This window comes from Pseudomonas sp. 8O (assembly GCF_902506495.1).
GTDB classification, from domain to species: domain Bacteria; phylum Pseudomonadota; class Gammaproteobacteria; order Pseudomonadales; family Pseudomonadaceae; genus Aquipseudomonas; species Aquipseudomonas chaetocerotis.
On the sequence record NZ_LR733263.1, the window covers coordinates 44,800 to 62,879 of the forward strand.

At 64.7% G+C, this 18,080-nt stretch carries 16 protein-coding genes; 10 read left to right on the forward strand and 6 right to left on the reverse strand.

Translation table 11 applies throughout. From position 1 onward, the window contains the following. Window positions 1-64: 64 nt before the first annotated feature. The 3 genes from znuB to zur are packed head-to-tail and all read right to left on the reverse strand — an operon-like array spanning window position 65 to window position 2,123. The gene (gene znuB, locus GV002_RS00215) at window positions 65-853 is read right to left on the reverse strand and encodes a zinc ABC transporter permease subunit ZnuB (protein ID WP_160016518.1); all 789 of its coding nucleotides are present in this window, start codon (window positions 851-853) and stop codon (window positions 65-67) included. Beyond that, window positions 853-1,641: a zinc ABC transporter ATP-binding protein ZnuC gene (gene znuC / locus GV002_RS00220; protein WP_160016519.1), complete on the reverse strand. Its 789-nt coding sequence runs from the start codon at window positions 1,639-1,641 to the stop codon at window positions 853-855. The genes znuB and znuC overlap by 1 nt, the downstream gene beginning before the upstream one ends. Further along, window positions 1,638-2,123 carry a zinc uptake transcriptional repressor Zur gene (gene zur, locus GV002_RS00225; protein WP_160016520.1) on the reverse strand — a complete coding sequence of 162 codons (486 nt, stop codon included), beginning with the start codon at window positions 2,121-2,123 and terminating at the stop codon, window positions 1,638-1,640. The genes znuC and zur overlap by 4 nt, the downstream gene beginning before the upstream one ends. 66 nt (window positions 2,124-2,189) lie before the next feature. Here zur and znuA point away from each other — a divergent pair, with 66 nt between their 5' ends. Together znuA and GV002_RS00235 are read left to right on the forward strand one after the other, a co-directional pair. Then, the gene (znuA, locus tag GV002_RS00230) at window positions 2,190-3,134 is read left to right on the forward strand and encodes a zinc ABC transporter substrate-binding protein ZnuA (RefSeq protein ID WP_160016521.1); all 945 of its coding nucleotides are present in this window, start codon (window positions 2,190-2,192) and stop codon (window positions 3,132-3,134) included. A 216-nt stretch (window positions 3,135-3,350) separates the two neighbouring features. Beyond that, complete coding sequence (locus GV002_RS00235) at window positions 3,351-4,616, forward strand: MFS transporter (RefSeq protein WP_160016522.1); 1,266 nt, start codon at window positions 3,351-3,353, stop codon at window positions 4,614-4,616. A gap of 48 nt (window positions 4,617-4,664) precedes the next feature. On the opposite strand, the gene zwf is transcribed toward GV002_RS00235, so the two are convergent. Next, entirely contained in the window at window positions 4,665-6,086 is a 1,422-nt protein-coding gene (zwf, locus tag GV002_RS00240; RefSeq protein WP_218580331.1) for a glucose-6-phosphate dehydrogenase, read from the reverse strand. A 268-nt stretch (window positions 6,087-6,354) separates the two neighbouring features. Here zwf and hexR point away from each other — a divergent pair, with 268 nt between their 5' ends. The 4 genes from hexR (at window position 6,355) to GV002_RS00260 (ending at window position 10,451) form a co-directional block, all read left to right on the forward strand. Continuing rightward, window positions 6,355-7,221, forward strand: a complete 867-nt coding sequence (gene hexR, locus GV002_RS00245) for a transcriptional regulator HexR (protein WP_017676165.1) — start codon at window positions 6,355-6,357, stop codon at window positions 7,219-7,221. Window positions 7,222-7,317: 96 nt separating this feature from the next. After that, window positions 7,318-7,530, forward strand: a complete 213-nt coding sequence (locus GV002_RS00250) for a PA3496 family putative envelope integrity protein (protein ID WP_045733480.1) — start codon at window positions 7,318-7,320, stop codon at window positions 7,528-7,530. 210 nt (window positions 7,531-7,740) lie between these two features. After that, a complete protein-coding gene (locus GV002_RS00255) occupies window positions 7,741-8,199 on the forward strand; it encodes a (2Fe-2S)-binding protein (RefSeq protein ID WP_160016524.1) in 459 nt (152 codons plus the stop codon). Window positions 8,200-8,213: 14 nt separating this feature from the next. Beyond that, window positions 8,214-10,451: a xanthine dehydrogenase family protein molybdopterin-binding subunit gene (locus GV002_RS00260; RefSeq protein ID WP_160016525.1), complete on the forward strand. Its 2,238-nt coding sequence runs from the start codon at window positions 8,214-8,216 to the stop codon at window positions 10,449-10,451. A gap of 323 nt (window positions 10,452-10,774) precedes the next feature. On the opposite strand, the gene GV002_RS00265 is transcribed toward GV002_RS00260, so the two are convergent. Further along, the gene (locus GV002_RS00265; protein WP_160016526.1) at window positions 10,775-11,962 is read right to left on the reverse strand and encodes an XdhC family protein; all 1,188 of its coding nucleotides are present in this window, start codon (window positions 11,960-11,962) and stop codon (window positions 10,775-10,777) included. 71 nt (window positions 11,963-12,033) lie between these two features. Beyond that, the gene (locus GV002_RS00270) at window positions 12,034-12,993 is read right to left on the reverse strand and encodes a LysR family transcriptional regulator (protein WP_218580332.1); all 960 of its coding nucleotides are present in this window, start codon (window positions 12,991-12,993) and stop codon (window positions 12,034-12,036) included. Between the two features lie 169 nt (window positions 12,994-13,162). On the opposite strand from GV002_RS00270, the gene GV002_RS00275 reads away from it, so the two are divergent. The 4 genes from GV002_RS00275 (at window position 13,163) to GV002_RS00290 (ending at window position 18,062) form a co-directional block, all read left to right on the forward strand. Next, a complete protein-coding gene (locus tag GV002_RS00275; RefSeq protein WP_160016528.1) occupies window positions 13,163-14,578 on the forward strand; it encodes an acetyl-CoA carboxylase biotin carboxylase subunit in 1,416 nt (471 codons plus the stop codon). An 8-nt stretch (window positions 14,579-14,586) separates the two neighbouring features. After that, on the forward strand, window positions 14,587-16,398 hold the full coding sequence (oadA, locus tag GV002_RS00280) for a sodium-extruding oxaloacetate decarboxylase subunit alpha (protein WP_160016529.1): 1,812 nt from the start codon (window positions 14,587-14,589) through the stop codon (window positions 16,396-16,398). A gap of 418 nt (window positions 16,399-16,816) precedes the next feature. After that, window positions 16,817-17,758 carry a sodium-dependent bicarbonate transport family permease gene (locus GV002_RS00285; protein WP_160016530.1) on the forward strand — a complete coding sequence of 314 codons (942 nt, stop codon included), beginning with the start codon at window positions 16,817-16,819 and terminating at the stop codon, window positions 17,756-17,758. 1 nt (window position 17,759) lies between these two features. Beyond that, window positions 17,760-18,062 carry a P-II family nitrogen regulator gene (locus GV002_RS00290; protein ID WP_116620385.1) on the forward strand — a complete coding sequence of 101 codons (303 nt, stop codon included), beginning with the start codon at window positions 17,760-17,762 and terminating at the stop codon, window positions 18,060-18,062. Window positions 18,063-18,080 lie beyond the last annotated feature (18 nt).

Sequence of the window (18,080 nt, forward strand, 5' to 3'; positions counted from 1 at the left end):
TGCAATCCGGGGAAAACGTGCTGGAGCATTCCCGGATTGCATCCGGGCTACGCAGAGCGCGTCATCATGTGTTGCGCTTGGGCAGCGCAAAGCTGGCCAGAAACAGCGCAGCAGCGCTGACCACGATGGAGGGCCCGGCCGGCGTGTCCTGATACCAGGACAGCGCCAGGCCGCAGCACACTGCGAGCAGGCCGAGCAGGCTGGCGCCCACGGCCATCTGTTCCGGTGTGCGGGCGTGGCGCTGGGCGGCGGCGGCGGGGATGATCAGCAGCGAGGTGATCAGCAATACGCCGACGATCTTCATCGCCACGGCGATCACCACGGCGATCAGCAGCATCAGCGCCAGGCGAATCGCCGCCACCGGCAGACCTTCGACCCGCGCCAGTTCCTCGTGCACGGTGATCGCCAGCAGTGGTCGCCATAGCCAGGCCAGCAGCGCCAGCACCAGCGCGCTGCCACCGATGATCCAGGCCAGGTCGGTGGGGCTGACGGCGAGCAGGTCGCCGAACAGGTAGCTCATCAGGTCGATGCGCACGTCATGCATGAAGCTCAGCGCCACCAGGCCCAGCGACAGGGTGCTGTGGGCGAGGATGCCGAGCAGCGTGTCGGAGGCCAGCGGCTGGCGCTGTTGCAGGGTGACCAGCAGCACCGCGAGCAGCACGCAGCCGACCGTTACCGTCAGGGTCGGGCTGACGTCGAGCATCAGCCCCAATGCCACGCCAAGCAGGGCGGCATGGGACAGGGTGTCGCCAAAATAGGCCATGCGCCGCCACACCACGAAGGAGCCGAGCGGGCCGGCCACCAGGGCCAGGGTAAGGCCGGCGAGCAGAGCGTTGAGGAGGAAGTCGGGCATCAGTGTTTGCAACCAGGGCCGTGAACGTGCGCCGGGCCGTGGATGGTCAGGCCTGGCTGAACCACGCCGCCATGCAGGTCGTGAGCGTGGTCATGATGGTGGTGGTAGACGGCCAGGCTCTTGGCATCCTGGCCGAACAGCTCGATGAAGGCCGGGTCGCCACTGACCTGCTCCGGGTGTCCCGAGCAGCACACATGGCGGTTGAGGCAGACCACCTGGTCGGTGGCGCTCATCACCAGGTGCAGGTCGTGCGAGACCATCAGCACGCCGCAGCCATGGCGCTCGCGCAGCCGCGAGATCAGCCGGTACAGCTCGGCCTGGCCGGCCACGTCGACGCCCTGCACCGGCTCGTCGAGTACCAGCAGTTGCGGCTCGCGCAGCAGGGCACGGGCCAGCAGCACGCGCTGCATCTCGCCACCGGAAATGCTCTGCAACGGACTGTCGATCACCTGTTCGGCGCCCACCTCGGCCAGTGCCTCCAGCGCGCGTTTGCGATCCACTCCCGGCACCAGGCGCAGGAAACGCAGCACCGACAGCGGCAGGGTGGCGTCGACGTGGAGTTTTTGTGGCATGTAGCCGATGCGCAGGCGTGGCGCCCGGCGCACGTTGCCACGGTCGGGCTGTAGCAGGCCGAGCACGACGCGCACCAGGGTGGTCTTGCCGGCGCCGTTGGGGCCGATCAGGGTGACGATTTCGCCGGGCTGCACGCTCAGTTGCACGTCATCCAGCACAGGCTGGCCGTTGAAGCTGACAGCGACTCCGTCGAGCTGTATCAGCGCATCGCTCATGCCGCGCCCTTGCAGCCTGCGCAGAGGCCGACCACTTCCACGGTCTGGTTTTCGACGACGAAACCGACGCCGGCCGCGCCGTCGACGATGGCCTGGCTGATCGCTGGCTGCTCCAGTTCGGTCGCCGCATGGCACGCGCGGCAGATCAGAAACTGGCCCTGATGCGCATGCTCGGGATGGCTGCAACCGACGAAGGCGTTGAGTGAGGCGATGCGGTGCACCAGACCGTTTTCCAGAAGGAAGTCCAGCGCGCGGTAGACGGTGGGCGGCGCTGCGCGGCGACCGTCTTCGTCACTCAGCACGCCGAGAATGTCATAGGCGCCGAGCGGCTTGTGGCTAGCCCACACCAGTTCGAGTACACGTTTGCGCAGGGCGGTCAGGCGCAGGCCCTGGCGGGTGCAGATGGCTTCGGCCTCGGCCAGTGCATGGCTGACGCAGCGGGAGTGGTCGTGAGGGCGTGCAGCCAGAGGTGTGTCGGTCATGGGCAAGGACGGCGCTGATAAGAGACGTTATTATATTACCCGTTCATTTCCATCCGAGTATGCCCCGTGTTGCGTCTTTTCTGTCTCTTTACCCTGTTTTTCGTCGCCAATGCCCAGGCCGAAGTGCGTGTGCTGACCAGTATCAAACCGCTGCAACTGATCGCTGCGGCGGTGCAGGACGGTATTGGTGAGCCCGAGGTGCTGCTGCCGCCTGGTGCTTCACCGCATCACTATGCATTGCGCCCATCCGACGTACGGCGAGTGCGTGATGCCGACCTGCTGTACTGGATTGGCCCGGACATGGAGAGTTTTCTGCCGCGCGTGCTGGACAGCCGTGACAAGCCGCAGGTGGCTGTGCAGGATCTGCCCGGCATGACCCTGCGTCACTTCGGAGAAGATCACGAAGAGCATGAAAATGGCCACGATGATCATGATCACGCGCACGAACATGCCGGTGACGACCTGGGTCATGACCATGATCACCGTCCGGGCAGCCTGGATGCACACCTTTGGCTGGCCGCTGACAACGCCCGGGTGATCGCCGCGCGCATGGCGGCCGACCTGGCTCAGCTGGATGCCGCCAACGCCGCGCGTTACGCCGCCAACCTGCAAGCCTTCGAAGCGCGCCTGGATGCGCTCGATAGCCGTATTCGTCCGCAATTGGCTGCCTTGCAGGGCAAGCCGTACTTCGTCTTCCACGAGGCCTTCGACTATTTCGAGGCTGCCTACGGCCTCAAGCACGCCGGCGTATTCAGCGTGTTGACCGAAGTACAGCCCGGCGCGCGCCATGTCGCTGCCATGCGCAAGACGCTGCAAGAGGCTGGCCCGAGCTGCGTGTTCAGCGAACCGCCGCTGCGTCCGCGCCTGGCCGAAACACTCAGCGCCGGCTTGCCGGTCAAGCTGGCGGAACTGGATGCGCTGGGCGGTACCTTGCCGGTGAATGCCACCGGTTACGAGCAACTGCTGGAAAACCTGGCAAACGGCCTGACCGAGTGCCTGGATAGCCTATAGGGCCTTTGGCGTCGTGAACTTTTCCACGTAGCCCGGATGCAATCCGGGAGCGATAGCAACGGCCCCGGATTGCATCCGGGCTACAACCAATCGAACGTCCTGCCCCGTGGGAGGGGCTTCAGCCGCGACGAACCCGGCTACGAACTGTAACCACCCTCGCATTGCCGCTGACCGGCGCCAACCACTAGGCTTGCGTTTTTGCCGCGAGCGCCCGCCATGTCGCCAACCGCACCTCGCCCGTCCAACGCCACGCTGGTGCTGCTGGCCTCGCTGTACTGCGCGCAGGGTCTTCCTTCCGGGCTGATCGCCCACTCGCTGCCGGTGTTGCTGCGCCAGCATGGCGTCGATCTGGCGCTGATCGGCCTGCTCAAGCTGCTGGCGCTGCCCTGGTTGCTCAAGGTGTGCTGGGCGCCCTGGGTCGACCGCCTGGCATCACCCCGGCTGGGACATCACCGTGGCTGGATACTGCCGCTGCAAAGCGGCGTCATCGCCTGTGTCGCGGCGTTGGCGCTGCTCGCCCCGCAGACGCTGTTCGGCTCCGGCCTGTGGTTGTTGCTCGGCTTGCTGCTACTGATCAACCTGCTGGCATCGACCCAGGACATCGCCACTGATGGCCTCACCGTGCGCTTGCTACCCGAGCGCTGGCGCGGCCTGGGCAACAGCCTGCAGGTCGGAGGCTACAAGGTCGGCATGATCGTCAGTGGCAGTGGCCTGCTGCTGGTGATCGACCCGCTGGGCTGGAACCTGGCGCTTGGCCTGCTGGCCGGCCTGATCCTGCTGATGACCGTGCCGATCTGGCTGTTCCCCGAGCGCCGCGTGTTGCCCTTCCAGCCAGCCCTGGCCGAAACCGCCCTCGGCCCGCGTCTGCTGCTGAACCACTATCGCGGCCTGCTGGCGCAGCCCGGCATGCTGCTGTGGCTGGCGGTGGTGCTGACCTTCAAATTGGGCGACTCGCTCGGCTCGCCGATGATCAAGCCGATGCTGGTGGATCAGGGCTGGAGCACCGGGGCGCTCGGCCAACTGACGTTGATCAGCAGCCTGGCCGGCATCGGCGGCGCGGTGATAGGCGGCCTGCTCTACGCCCGTATCGGCGTGCTGCGTGCGCTGATCCTGTTCGGCGCCCTGCAGGCCATTGGCATGGCCGCCTTGGCCTTACTGGTGGGACAGGGCGCCAATACCGGGCTGGTCTACGCCGTGACTCTGTTCGAGCAGGTGGCCGACGGCATGTCCACCGTCGCCCTGTTCGCCGCCATGATGCGTATGTGCCGCCCCGAACACGAAGGCGCCGACTTCACCCTGCAGGCCTCGGCGCAGGTGCTGCTGTCCGGCTTCGTCGGGGCCAGCAGCGGGGTACTGGCCAAGGCACTGGGGTACGAAGGATTGTTCCTAGGCGCCGGAGCGCTGGGCGTACTGGTGCTGGCGATGGTGTTGCTGCACCAAGGCAGCCTCAGGCGACAAGCCGCAAGCCAGTCGCCCGGATGAAATCCGCGGCGGTGCTGAAAGCCCCCGGATTGCATCCGGGCTACGCCTTCAGGCCCAGTGCCGGCCGTGACGCTCGAGTAGGTGTTGCAGTTGCTCCGGCCCGTCACTGCCGGCCGGGTAGGGGCGCGGGCTCTGGTAGTGCTGGTGCCAGCCCTGCAGGATCGGATCGACCCACTGCCAGGCCGCCTCCACTTCATCGCGGCGCATGAACAGCGTCGAATCACCGTCGATCACATCGAGCAGCAGGCGCTCGTAGGCGTCCCAGCGACGTTGCTGGTTGAAGGCGTTGGCCAGGTTGAGATCCAGCTCCACCGGTTTGAGGTGCATGCCCTTGCCGGGATTCTTGGCCATCAGTTGCAGGCTGATGCGCTCTTCCGGCTGCAGGCGGATCAGCAACTGGTTGGCTTCGCCTTCGTGGAACAGGCGGTGCGGCACCGGCTTGAACTGGATGAGAATTTCCGAGGCCTTCTTCGCCAGGCGTTTGCCGGTGCGCAGGTAGAAGGGCACGCCAGCCCAGCGCCAGTTGTCGATCTCGACCTGCACGGCGACGAAGGTTTCGGTGTCGCTGTCATTGTCGACGTTCTTCTCGAAGTAGTAGGCGGGCACGTCATGGCCGCCGATCTTGCCGGCGGTGTACTGGCCGCGCACGGTCTTGTCCTGCACGTCGAGCCCGGAGATGGGTTTCAGTGCTTCGAGGATCTTCACCTTTTCGTTGCGCACGGCTTCGGCGTCGAAGCGTACCGGCGCTTCCATGGCCACCAGGCAGAGCAGTTGCAGCAGGTGATTCTGGATCATGTCGCGCATGGCGCCGGCTTGATCGTAGTAGCTGCCGCGATTTTCCACGCCAAGGGTTTCGCACACGCTGATCTGTACGTGATCGATATGCCCGGCGCGCCATACCGGCTCGAACAGGGCGTTGGCGAAGCGCAGCGCCATCAGGTTCTGCACGGTTTCCTTGCCCAGGTAGTGATCGATGCGAAACACCCGCGCTTCGTCGAACACGGCGCCGATGGCGGCGTTGATCGCACGCGCCGATTCCAGCGAGTGGCCAATGGGTTTTTCCAGCACGATACGCGCCGCCGGACCCGCCAGGCCGGCGTTGGCCAGGTGCGCAGCGATGGCTTCGAACAGGCTCGGTGCGGTGGCCAGGTAGTAGACCCGTACGCGCTCGTCATCACGCCCCAGGCGTTTGGCCAGGCGGCCGAAGTCGGCGCTCTGCGCAGCGTCCATGGCGAAGTAGTCGAGGCGTGCGGCGAAGCTGGCCCAGGTCTCGTTGGCAAAATCGGCGCGCGCCACCTGAGCGCGGCAGTGACGCTCGGCCAGCGCCTGGTAGGCTTCGCGGCTGTGGCTGCTGCGGGCCAGGGCGAGGATGCGTACATCGGCGTGCAGGCGTCCTTCGCGGTGCAGGTGATAGAGCGCTGGCAGCAGCTTGTGCAGGGCCAGGTCGCCCGTACCACCGAAGACCAGCATGTCGCAGGGGATGCTCAAGGGAAGACTCCGACTCGTTGTGGCAGGCCGTTGCACGCTACCTGCGTTTGCAGCAAAGAGGCAGTGAAAAGATCGGGTGCGCCCCTCTGCCGGAAAGTTCGTTCAGCGAATTGGCAGCCGCTTGGCTGTGCGCGGGCGCGAGCTATGTAGTATAACTACAAGGTCACTACAACCGCCGGCCGCCGATCATAACCGAGCCATGACTCGCCGAGTCCCGCAGTAGACCCTTTTCTGCATAGAGCCTATCTCAGTGAATCTGTTGCAACACATCGCCCAGTCGCGCCACCTGCTGCGCAAGTCCGAGCTCAAGGTGGCCGATCACGTCTTGCTCGATCCTGCATCAGTGATGCACAGCTCCATGGCTGAGTTGGCGCATAGCGTCGGCATCAGCGAGCCGACCATCGTGCGTTTTTGCCGTGCCATCGGTTGCAGCGGCTTCCAGGACCTCAAGCTGAAGCTGGCGCAGAGCCTGGCCGCCGGGGCCAGCTTCGGCCAGTTCGCGATTCATGAGGATGACTCGGTCGCCGACTTCAGTCTGAAGATCTTCGACACCACCCTGCATACGCTGATGGAAGTGCGCGAGAAGCTCGACCCCGAGGCGTTGCAGCGCGCCATCGCCGCCTGCTCGAAGGCGCAGCGCGTGGAGTTCTATGGCTTCGGTGCGTCCGGCGCGGTGGCGGCCGATGCCCAGCACAAATTCTTCCGCCTGCTGCTCAACGCTGCGGCCTATTCCGACCCGCACATGCAGGCGATGAGTGCGGTGACCCTGCAGCCGGGCGACGTGGCGGTGTGCATTTCCCAGTCCGGCCGTTCCAAGGACCTGCTGATCACCGCCAACCTGGTGCGTGAGTCTGGCGCCAGCCTGATCACCCTGTGCCCGAGCCAGACGCCGCTGGCAGAGCTGTCGACCGTCAACCTGGCGATTGACGTGCAGGAAGATACCGAGATCTACACTCCGCTGACTTCGCGTATCGCCCACCTGGTGGTGATCGACGTGCTGGCCATGGGCGTGGCCATGGCGCGCGGGCCGAGCCTGGTCAACCACCTCAAGAGCGTCAAGCGCAGCCTGCGCAGCTTGCGCCTGTCGCCGAAATCGCTGCGCAACACCGAGGATTGAGAGAACGGGTTCACCGCCTGTTCATCCTCTCGCCGTCAAAGCGTCATCTTCGCGGAACAAGCTGAGGCCTCCAGTCCTCGTTCCGGGAGAACCGAGATGCCTCGTATCTTCGATGACGCGCAACTGCACGACCAACCTGACGCCAAGACCCGGCGCAAACTGCAAGACCAGCGCCGCATGGCCTATCGCCGGGCCATCGAGCACTACGCCGAGCAGTGCCAGCTGCAACGCGAGCTTGCCGACTTCCCCGAGCTGGTTTCCGCCAGCTACCTCCAGCACGCCGAACCTGATTCGCGCCGCGCCGCCTGACTTTCTTGCTGCCCTGCCTGCGGGCAGGGCAGTGATCTTGCCTGATTCTACGAACTTATTGCCCGGTTCTGCCGATCTCTGCGGCAGGCGGCGACAGCAGGTTTTGCGCCCTCTACAGTGATTGTCTGGCCCCTGTGTGCGGGGTTGACCGTGACCACCGGCACGCTATGCCGGAACCATCAGACACCATCAGAACAAGGTGGGCAGACCATGATTACCCTGAATCTCAATGGCAAGGACCACGAGCTGGATGTGGCCGCTGACATGCCGCTGCTCTGGGCATTGCGCGACGTCGCCAATCTCACAGGCACCAAGTACGGCTGTGGCATGGCCCTGTGCGGCGCCTGCACGGTGAACGTCGAAGGCCAGCCGACCCGCTCCTGCGTCACCCCGGTATCGGCGGTGGTCGGCAAGCGCATCAGCACCATCGAAGCGGTCGGCGAAGACGCCGTGGGCAAGGTGGTGCAGGAAGCCTGGCGGCAACTGGACGTGGTGCAGTGCGGCTACTGCCAGTCCGGGCAGATCATGGCAGCGACAGCGCTGCTGAGCAGCAACAAGACGCCGAGCGATGCCGATATCGATGCGGCCATGAGCAGCAACATCTGTCGCTGCGCCACCTATGTGCGGATTCGTGCCGCCATTCACGAAGCTGCCGGCAAACTGGCCTGAGGAGGCGTATAGACATGGGCAAGATCGAAACCCCCGATAGCGCCACTCGCGGCATCCTCAATGTCAGCCGTCGCACCCTGCTCCAGGGTGCTGGTGGCCTGGCGCTGGGCATCTTCTTCGCGCCGCTGATCCGCGGTATGGACGCGCTGGCGGCAGGCGGCCCGCTGGAGCCGAACGCCTTCGTCCGTATCGACCTCGACGGCACGGTGACCGTGCTGGCCAAACACCTGGAAATGGGCCAGGGCAGCTACACCGGCCTGGCCACCTTGCTCGCCGAAGAGCTGGATGCCGACTGGGACAAGGTACGTGTCGAAGGCGCGCCGGCCGATGTGAAGCGCTACAACAACCTCGCCTTCGGCCCGATGCAGGGCACGGGCGGCAGCACTGCCATGGCCAACTCCTGGGAGCAGATGCGTAACGCCGGTGCGACGGCCAAGGCCATGCTGGTGGCTGCGGCCGCGCAGCGCTGGGGCGTGCCGGCCAGTGAAATCAGCGTCAGCCAGGGTGTGGTCAGTCACGCCGGCTCAGGCCGCAGCGCCGGCTTCGGTGAGCTGGTCGAGGCGGCGGCGTCACTGCCGGTACCGGAGCAGGTGCAGCTCAAGCAGCCCAAGGATTTCAAACTGATCGGCAAGGTCGAGCTGCGCCGCAAGGACAGCCCGGGCAAGACCGATGGCAGCGCCATCTTCACCCAGGACTTCAAGCTGCCCGGCATGCTGGTGGCCATGGTTGCCTACCCGCCGCGTTTCGGCGGCGTACCGCGCTCGGTCGACAGCAGCAAGGCCAAGGCCGTGCGCGATGTGGTCGAGGTGGTGGAGTTTCGCGATCTGCCCCACGGTCGCTCCGGTGTCGCCGTGTTGGCGAAGAACACCTGGGCAGCGCGGCAGGGCCGCGATGCGCTGGTAATCGAGTGGGACGAGAGCCAGGCCTTCACTCTGGGCAGCGAGGAGATTTTCGCGCAGTACCGCGACAGCGCCAGCAAGCCAGGCCTACCGGCAGCGAGCAAGGGCGACGCCGATGCGGCGTTGGCCCAGGCGGCAAAAACCGTCGAGGCCGACTACGAGTTTCCTTATCTTGCCCATGCGGCGATGGAACCGATGAACTGCTTGGTGAAGCTGTCCAGTGACCGCTGCGAAATCTGGAACGGCGAGCAGTTCCAGACCGTCGACCAGGCCATCATCAGCAGTTATCTGGGCCTGACGCCCGAGCAGGTTTCACTGACCCAACTGTACGCTGGCGGCAGTTTCGGTCGTCGCGCCAGTTCGGTGTCGGATTACCTGCTGGAAGCGGTGGCAATCACCAAGGCCGCGCGCGACAAGGGCGTGGATGCGCCGGTGAAAATGGTCTGGACGCGCGAGGACGATACCCGTGGCGGTTCCTTCCGGCCGTTGTACCTGCACCGCGTGCGCATCGGCCTGGATGAGGCCGGCAAGCTGCAGGCCTGGCATAACCGTATCGTCGGCCAGTCGATCATCGCCGGCACCTCGATGGAGCCGTTCCTGGTCAAGGATGGGATCGACCACACCTCGGTGGAGGGGATCTCCAACCTGTCCTACGCGGTGCCCAACCTGCAGGTGGAGCTGAGCACGCCGACCAATATCAAGGTGCCGGTGCTCTGGTGGCGTTCGGTCGGTCATACCCACACCGGTTACGTCGCCGAAACCATGATCGACGAGGCCGCCGTCGCTGCAGGCCAGGACCCTTACGCCTTCCGCCATGCATTGCTGGAAAGTCATCCGCGTCATCGCGGTGCGCTGGAGCTGGCCGCCAAACAAGCCGGCTGGGACAAGCCGCTGGCGGCGGGTGCCGAGGGCGAGAAACGCGGGCGTGGCATTGCCGTGCACGAGTCATTCGGTTCTTTCGTGGCGCAGGTGGCCGAAGTCACGGTGAAGGCCGATGGTAGCTACCGCCTGGATCGCGTGGTGTGCGCCGTGGACTGCGGCATCGCCATCAACCCGGATGTGATCAAGGCGCAGATGGAGGGCGGTATCGGCTTCGCCCTGGCGGCGGCCCGGCACAGCGCGATCACCTTGAAGGAAGGGCGGGTCGAGCAATCGAACTTCCACGACTTCCAGGTGTTGCGCCTGAACGAAATGCCCAAGGTCGAGGTGCATATCGTACCGTCGGCGGCGAATCCGACCGGTGTCGGTGAGCCGGGCGTGCCGCCGCTGGCGCCCGCGTTGGCCAACGCCCTGTTCGCGGCCACTGGCGTGCGTCTGCGCAAGCTGCCGTTCCCGGCGCAGATCAAGGCCTGAGGTCTGGTACGGTAGACACGACGCCCGGGCAATTGCCCGGGCGTTTTTGTTTCAGCCGGTCGCGGCTAAAGCCCCTCCCACAACTCTGGCATCCTGCTTCCTCTACCTCCTGCTTCCGTGCAGTCGCAGCGGCGAGCTTTTTGAGTATTGATCGCGGCTGAAGCCGCTCCTACGGGGGGGCTGTGTCGGACGGTAGACGGTGCCGCTCTGTGTAGGAGGCGCTTCAGCGGCGAGCTCTTGCAGTTGATTGCGGCTGAAGCGGAGTGTCGCTCTCACAGAGGTGCTGTGTCAGGCCGTAGCCCGGATGCAATCCGGAGCTTTGCTCAGGAGGCGGTCAGTATGGTCGCTGGCTCGATATCGCTGCAGTCCAGCGGCGTTGGCGTGTGGATTGCCGCCTGGCGGTGCTTGAGCATGCCGCCTGTGCGCAGGTTAATGGCGGCGGTCATCTCGGCGAGAATCGCCGTGGCCACGCTTTCCGGCGTATCGCCGCCGATATCCAGGCCGATGGGATAGTGCAGCCGTTCCAGCGCCGGTAGTTGTTCGCTGTGCTGGCGAATCTCGTCCAGCAGGCGTTCGGTACGGTCGCGCGGCCCCAATTGGCCGATGTAAGCCGGTGCGCCCTGTAGCACGCTGCCTAGCCAATGACGATCCTGGCTGTAGCTGTGACTCATGATCGCCACCATGGCGCCGTCGGTGAGCGTGTGCAGATCGTAGGGCGGCCGGGCATCGACCTGCAGTACAGCATCGGCGTCGGGAAAGCGCTCTGCGCGGGCGAAATGGGCGCGGCCATCGACCACGGTGACGTGCCAGTCCAGCAGCTTGGCCATATGCGTCAGGGGCTGTGCATCATGCCCGGCGCCGAAGATCACCAGGCGTCGCTGCGGTGCCAGGTATTCGCAGAACACCTCGATCTCGCCACGCGCATCACGGTAGCTGCGCAGTGAGGATCGGCCATCGGTCAGGGTTCGTTGCAGATCGGCGCGAACCTCGGCGTCGAGCGCGGGATCGAGCAGGCGGCCGTTGTCGCTGAGCGATGGATGCAGCAACAGGCGCTCACCCACACGCACACGGGCGTTGCGATAACTGCAGATCACCGTGGCGACCGCCCCCCCCTGGCCGCTCTCACGCACCTGGCGCAGCAGTTCGAGCACGGCCAGCGGCTTTTCCGCGCTGTGGCGCTCGAGCAGCACATGCACGGTGCCGTTGCAGCCGAGGCCGAAGGTCAGTGCGGCGTCCTGATCGTCATCGTCGTCCTGGGTGGCGGTGCTGTAGCGACGGATTACGGCTTCGCCGCCATCGGTCAGCCACCAGGCCTTCTTCGCCACCTCGGACTCCAGGCAGCCGCCGCTGATGGTGCCCACGGTGCCGCCGTAGAGCGGGATCAGCATGCGCGCGCCGGGGCGGCGATAGGCTGAGCCTTCGACCTTGACCACGGTGGCGAGCACGGCCTGGCCGTTGTCGCGTTCGAGCGCGCGAAGGGCGCCGAGCAGGGCGCTGATTCCCGACAGCATTGATTTCTCCCAGGCAGGTTTTGGTGGAGCGATCCCAGGCTGCCAATGTCCCGTATGCCAGTTAAGAAGGGTTAGGCCGATCCTGCGAGATTCTTGCCCGATCCTGCGTGGCTGGGCTGGAAGCGTTCGGCCAGTTTGACGATTTGCGCGCGCTCGGTGCGGATGAAGTCGACGAAGGCCTGCGCCACTGGCGACAGGCGCCTGCCACGGATATTCACCACGCACCAGCTGCGCTGCAGCGGCAGTTCGGCCACCGGCAGTTCGCGCAGCAGGCCATGCTGCAATTCCAGGCGCACAGCGTGGCGCGGCAGCAGGGCGATGCCGAGACCGGCCAGCACCGCTTCGCGCTGCGATTCCAGCGAACCGATTTCCAGGGTGCTCGGGAAGTGCGCACGTTTCTGATGGCAGTACTCCTCACAGGCGCGGCGGGTCCCCGAGCCGCTTTCGCGAATCAGCAGCGGGTAGGGCGTGAGGTCGTGCAACTGCAGGCTGTCCGCCTCGCACAGGGGATGATCCGGCGGCGCCACGGCAATGATTGGGTTGTTGAGGAAGGGCATGAAGTCCAGCGCCATGTCCTGTGGCACCTGGCTCATGATCATCAGGTCGTCGCGGCTCTGGGTCAGGCGACGCACCACCAGCGCGTGGTTGACCACCGTTAGGTTGAGGCTGACTTCCGGGTATTGGCGGCGAAATTCGGCGAACAGGTGGGGAATGAAATATTTCGCGCTGGATTCCACGCACAGATTGAGCTGCCCCTGCAGCGAGCCCTGCAGGTCGGACAGCTGCATGTCGAGGCTTTCCAGGCGGCCGAAAATATCGCTGCTGGCGCGTTTGAGTGCCTCGGCGGCTTCGGTCAGGTAGAGCTTCTTGCCCACGTATTCGAACAACGGCTGGCCCACCAGCTCCTCCAGCTGACGAATCTGCAGGCTGACGGCGGGCTGGGTCAGTGACATCTCCTCGGCTGCGCGGCTGTAGGAGCCGTGTTCGCACACGGCACGGAACACCTGGAGCTGGCGCAAGGTCATGCGCAGCAGGGTTTTACGCACGGTTTCGTCCTCGTTCGGTCAATGCATAAGTAATTACTTATGCTCGATCAAATAATTATTCATTTTTGTTAATTCGTATAGCCGGATAGGGTTTCACCACGTTTGCAACCAACTGTTGCAGCGGCCCTTGCAGCTCTGCGCTGAGGATTGGATCGTGATAAGAAAAATACTGATCGCCAACCGTGGTGAGATTGCCGTCCGCATCGTGCGGGCCTGCGCCGAGATGGGCATCCGCTCGGTAGCGATCTACTCCGATGCGGACCGTCATGCCCTGCACGTCAAGCGTGCCGACGAGGCGCACAGCATTGGCGAAGATCCGCTGGCCGGCTATCTGAACCCGCGCAAGCTGGTCAATCTGGCCGTGGAAACCGGTTGCGACGCGCTGCATCCCGGTTACGGCTTTCTTTCCGAAAATGCCGAACTTGCAGAGATCTGCGCCGAGCGTGGCATCAAATTCATAGGGCCGAGCGCGGAAGTCATCCGCCGCATGGGCGACAAGACCGAAGCGCGCCGCAGCATGATCAAGGCCGGTGTACCGGTCACACCCGGTACTGAAGGCAACGTTGCCGACCTGGCTGAAGCCCTGCGTGAAGCCGAGCGCATCGGTTATCCGGTGATGCTCAAGGCCACCTCCGGTGGTGGCGGTCGCGGTATTCGTCGCTGCAACAGCCGCGAGGAGCTGGAGCAGGCCTACCCGCGGGTCATCTCCGAGGCGACCAAGGCCTTCGGCAGTGCGGAAGTCTTCCTGGAAAAGTGCATCGTCAATCCCAAACACATCGAAGCGCAGATCCTCGCCGACAGCTTCGGTAACACCGTGCACCTGTACGAGCGCGATTGCTCGATCCAGCGTCGTAACCAGAAGCTCATCGAAATCGCCCCCAGCCCGCAGCTTACCCCCGAGCAGCGTGCCTATATCGGCGACCTGGCTGTGCGCGCTGCGCAGGCCGTTGGGTACGAGAACGCCGGCACCGTGGAGTTCCTGCTCGCCGAAGGCGAGGTGTACTTCATGGAGATGAACACCCGGGTGCAGGTGGAGCACACCATCACCGAGGAAATCACCGGCATCGATATCGTCCGCGAGCAGATCCGCATCGCCAGCGGCCAGCCACTGTCGGTCAAGCAGGAAGACATCATCCACCGTGGATATGCCCTGCAGTTCCGCATCAATGCCGAGGACCCGAAGAACAACTTCCTGCCCTCGTTCGGCAAGATCACCCGTTACTACGCGCCCGGCGGCCCCGGCGTGCGCACCGACACGGCGATCTACACCGGCTACACCATTCCGCCCTATTACGACTCGATGTGCCTGAAGCTGATCGTCTGGGCGCTGACCTGGGAAGAGGCAATGGACCGTGGCCTGCGCGCGCTGGACGACATGCGCGTGCAGGGCGTGCGCACCACCGCGCCCTATTACCAGGAAATTCTGCGTAATCCGGAATTCCGTAGCGGCCAGTTCAACACCAGCTTCGTCGAAAGCCACCCAGAACTGACCCAGTACTCGATCAAGCGCAACCCGTCGCACCTGGCCATCGCCATCGCCACCGCCATCGCTGCCCACGCGGGCCTGTAGGGGACATCATGAGCAAGAAGATCACCGTTACCGATACCGTCCTGCGCGATGCCCACCAGTCGCTGCTGGCCACGCGCATGCGCACCGAAGACATGCTGCCGATCTGCGACAAGCTCGACCGCGTCGGCTACTGGTCGCTGGAAGTCTGGGGTGGCGCCACCTTCGACTCGTGCGTGCGCTTTCTCAAGGAAGACCCGTGGGAGCGCCTGCGCCAGCTCAAGGCGGCGCTGCCCAACACCCGCCTGCAGATGCTTCTGCGCGGGCAGAATCTGCTTGGCTACCGCCACTACAGCGATGATGTGGTCAAGGCCTTCGTGGCCAAGGCGGCGGTCAATGGCATCGACGTGTTCCGCATCTTCGACGCGATGAACGACGTGCGTAACCTGCGCGTGGCCATCGAGGCAGTGAAGGCTGCCGGCAAGCACGCCCAGGGCACCATCGCCTATACCACCAGCCCGGTGCACACCACCGAGGCCTTCGTCGCCCAGGCCAAGGCCATGCAGGCGATGGGTATCGACTCCATCGCGATCAAGGACATGGCCGGCCTGCTCACGCCTTACGCCACCTTTGCGCTGGTCAAGGCACTGAAGAGCGAAGTCGACCTGCCGGTATTCATCCATAGCCACGATACGGCCGGTCTCGGTTCGATGTGCCAGCTCAAGGCCATCGAAGCGGGTGCCGACCATATCGACACCGCTATCTCCAGCCTGGCCTGGGGCACCAGCCATCCGGGTACCGAGTCGATGGTCGCCGCGCTCAAGGGCAGCGAGTTCGACACCGGCCTCGATCTGGAGCTGATCCAGGAGATCGGCATGTACTTCCATGCAGTGCGCAAGAAGTACCACCAGTTCGAGAGCGAGTTCACCGGCGTTGATACCCGCGTGCAGGTCAATCAGGTGCCGGGCGGGATGATTTCCAACCTGGCCAACCAGCTCAAGGAACAGGGCGCGCTGAACCGCATGAACGAAGTGCTGGAAGAGATTCCGCGCGTGCGTGCCGACCTCGGCTTCCCACCGTTGGTTACGCCGACCTCGCAGATTGTCGGCACCCAGGCGTTCTTCAACGTGCTGGCCGGCGAGCGCTACAAGACCATCACCAACGAGGTGAAGCTGTACCTGCAGGGCCGCTACGGCAAGGCGCCGGGCAAGGTCGACGAGCAACTGCGCAAGCAGGCCATCGGCAGCGAAGAAGTGATTGACGTACGCCCGGCCGACCTGCTCAAGCCCGAGTTGGCGCGCCTGCGTGAAGAGATCGGCAGCCTGGCCAAGTCCGAAGAGGACGTGCTGACCTTCGCCATGTTCCCCGATATCGGGCGCAAGTTCCTCGAAGAGCGCGCGGCCGGCACCCTCAAGCCGGAAGAACTGCTGCCCATGCCGAACGGTCAGGGCAAGGCCGCGCCGGTGGGTGGCGAAGGCGTGCCGACCGAGTTCGTGGTCGACGTGCATGGCGAAAGCTACCGCGTGGACATCACCGGTGTGGGCGTCAAGGGCGACGGCAAGCGCCACTTCTACCTGTCCATCGACGGCATGCCGGAAGAAGTGGTGTTCGAGGCGCTCAATGAATACGTCGCAGGCGCCGCTGGCAAGCGCAAGCAGGCCGGTGCACCGGGCGACGTGTCCACCACCATGCCGGGCAACATCGTCGATGTGCTGGTCAAGGAAGGTGACACGGTCAAGGCTGGTCAGGCGGTGCTGATCACCGAAGCAATGAAGATGGAAACCGAAGTGCAGGCGCCGATTGCCGGTACCGTCAAGGCCGTTCACGTGGCCAAGGGCGACCGCGTCAATCCGGGCGAAGTACTGGTGGAAATCGAAGGTTAACCTCTATGGAGCCCGGCCTGTTGGATGGGCAAGTTTGACGGGGCGTAACCCGGGCTCCTTTTTTATTCAGCGCCACGGCGCAGGTTTGTCCCGGGGGCCGCGAGGCTCCCTTTTTTTGCACGGCACATCCATGTGCTTCACCCCTCGGCGGCCCCGCGCAAAATGCTAACGGCGTTTGTGCGACTCGCCAGCGCGGGGGCAGCCGGGCATGTCGGCTAAGCTTTTCGGCCATGCCCCGGCGTTTCGCCTTCGTGGCGAGGCAAAGCAGGGCGATCAGCACCGCCTTGTGCCGGGGTATGGCCCTTTCCTTTGCGTGTACGTGGCCGTCCGGGTGGGGTGCGCCGTGCGCACCGGGGCGGGTGGTGAACAGTGGCAGGCGTGCACAGCGCACCCTGAGAAGCAGGGGAGGTGAACTGAGGTGGGTCTGGATCCGGTGGTGCTGTTTTTCGTCTTCGGCCTGGTCGCCGGCCTGCTCAAGAGTGAGCTGAAGTTGCCGGCGGCGCTGTACGAGACGCTGTCGATCATTCTCTTGCTGGCCATCGGTCTGCACGGCGGTGTGGAGCTGGCACAGCAGGCCAGCCTGCAGCTGCTCGGTCAGTCGGCGCTGGTACTGGCGCTCGGCATGCTGCTGCCGATCCTGGCGTTTGTCCTGTTGCGCGGCCTGCGCTTCGACCGCGTCAATGCTGCGGCGGTGGCGGCGCACTACGGTTCGGTCAGCGCCGGTACCTTCGCCGTGGTGGTGGCCTACATGCTGGCCAAGGGCATCGAGTTCGAGAGTTACATGCCGCTGTTCGTGGCCATCCTGGAGATTCCAGCGATCCTGGTCGGTATCGTCCTGGCCAAGGGCATTTCGCGCGAGACGCACTGGGGCGAACTGGGCCGCGAGATCTTCCTGGGCAAGAGCATCATGCTGCTGCTCGGCGGCCTGGTGATCGGCGCGATCGCCGGCAAGGAGGCGATCAAGCCGCTGGAGCCGCTGTACACCAGCATGTTCAAGCCGGTGCTGGCGTTCTTTCTGCTGGAGATGGGCCTGATCGCCTCCGGCCAGCTCGGTGCGCTGAAGCAGTTCGGTGTGCGCCTGGCGGCCTTCGCCCTGCTGATGCCGCTGCTCGGTGCGTTGATCGGCGCCTTGCTGGCGCGCTTCATGGGCCTGAGCCTGGGTGGCACGGCGATGCTTGCCACGCTCGCGGCCTCGGCGTCCTATATCGCGGTGCCGGCGGCCATGCGCCTGGCCTTGCCCGAGGCCAACCCATCGCTGTCGCTGACCGCCTCGCTGGGCATCACCTTCCCATTCAATATCCTGATCGGCATTCCGCTCTACCTGGCGCTGGCCGAACGACTGATCGCCTGGGGGTTCTGAGATGAACGCACATAGCCGCACCCTGCTCACCGTGATCTGCGAGGCGGCGTTGGAGAAGCGCCTACTGGCCGATCTGGAAGCGCTCGGCGCACCCGGCTGGACCATCTCCGACGCCCGTGGCCGCGGCCACCGTGGCGTGCGCAGCGCCGGCTGGGACACCGAAGGCAACATCCGCCTGGAAATCATCTGCAACCGCGAATTGGCCGAGCGCATCGCCGAGCATCTGCAGGCGCGCTACTACGACCACTTCGCCATGGTCTGCTACCTGGCGCAGGTGGAAGTGCTGCGTGGGGAGAAGTTCTAAGGCGCATCAGGGGACGGA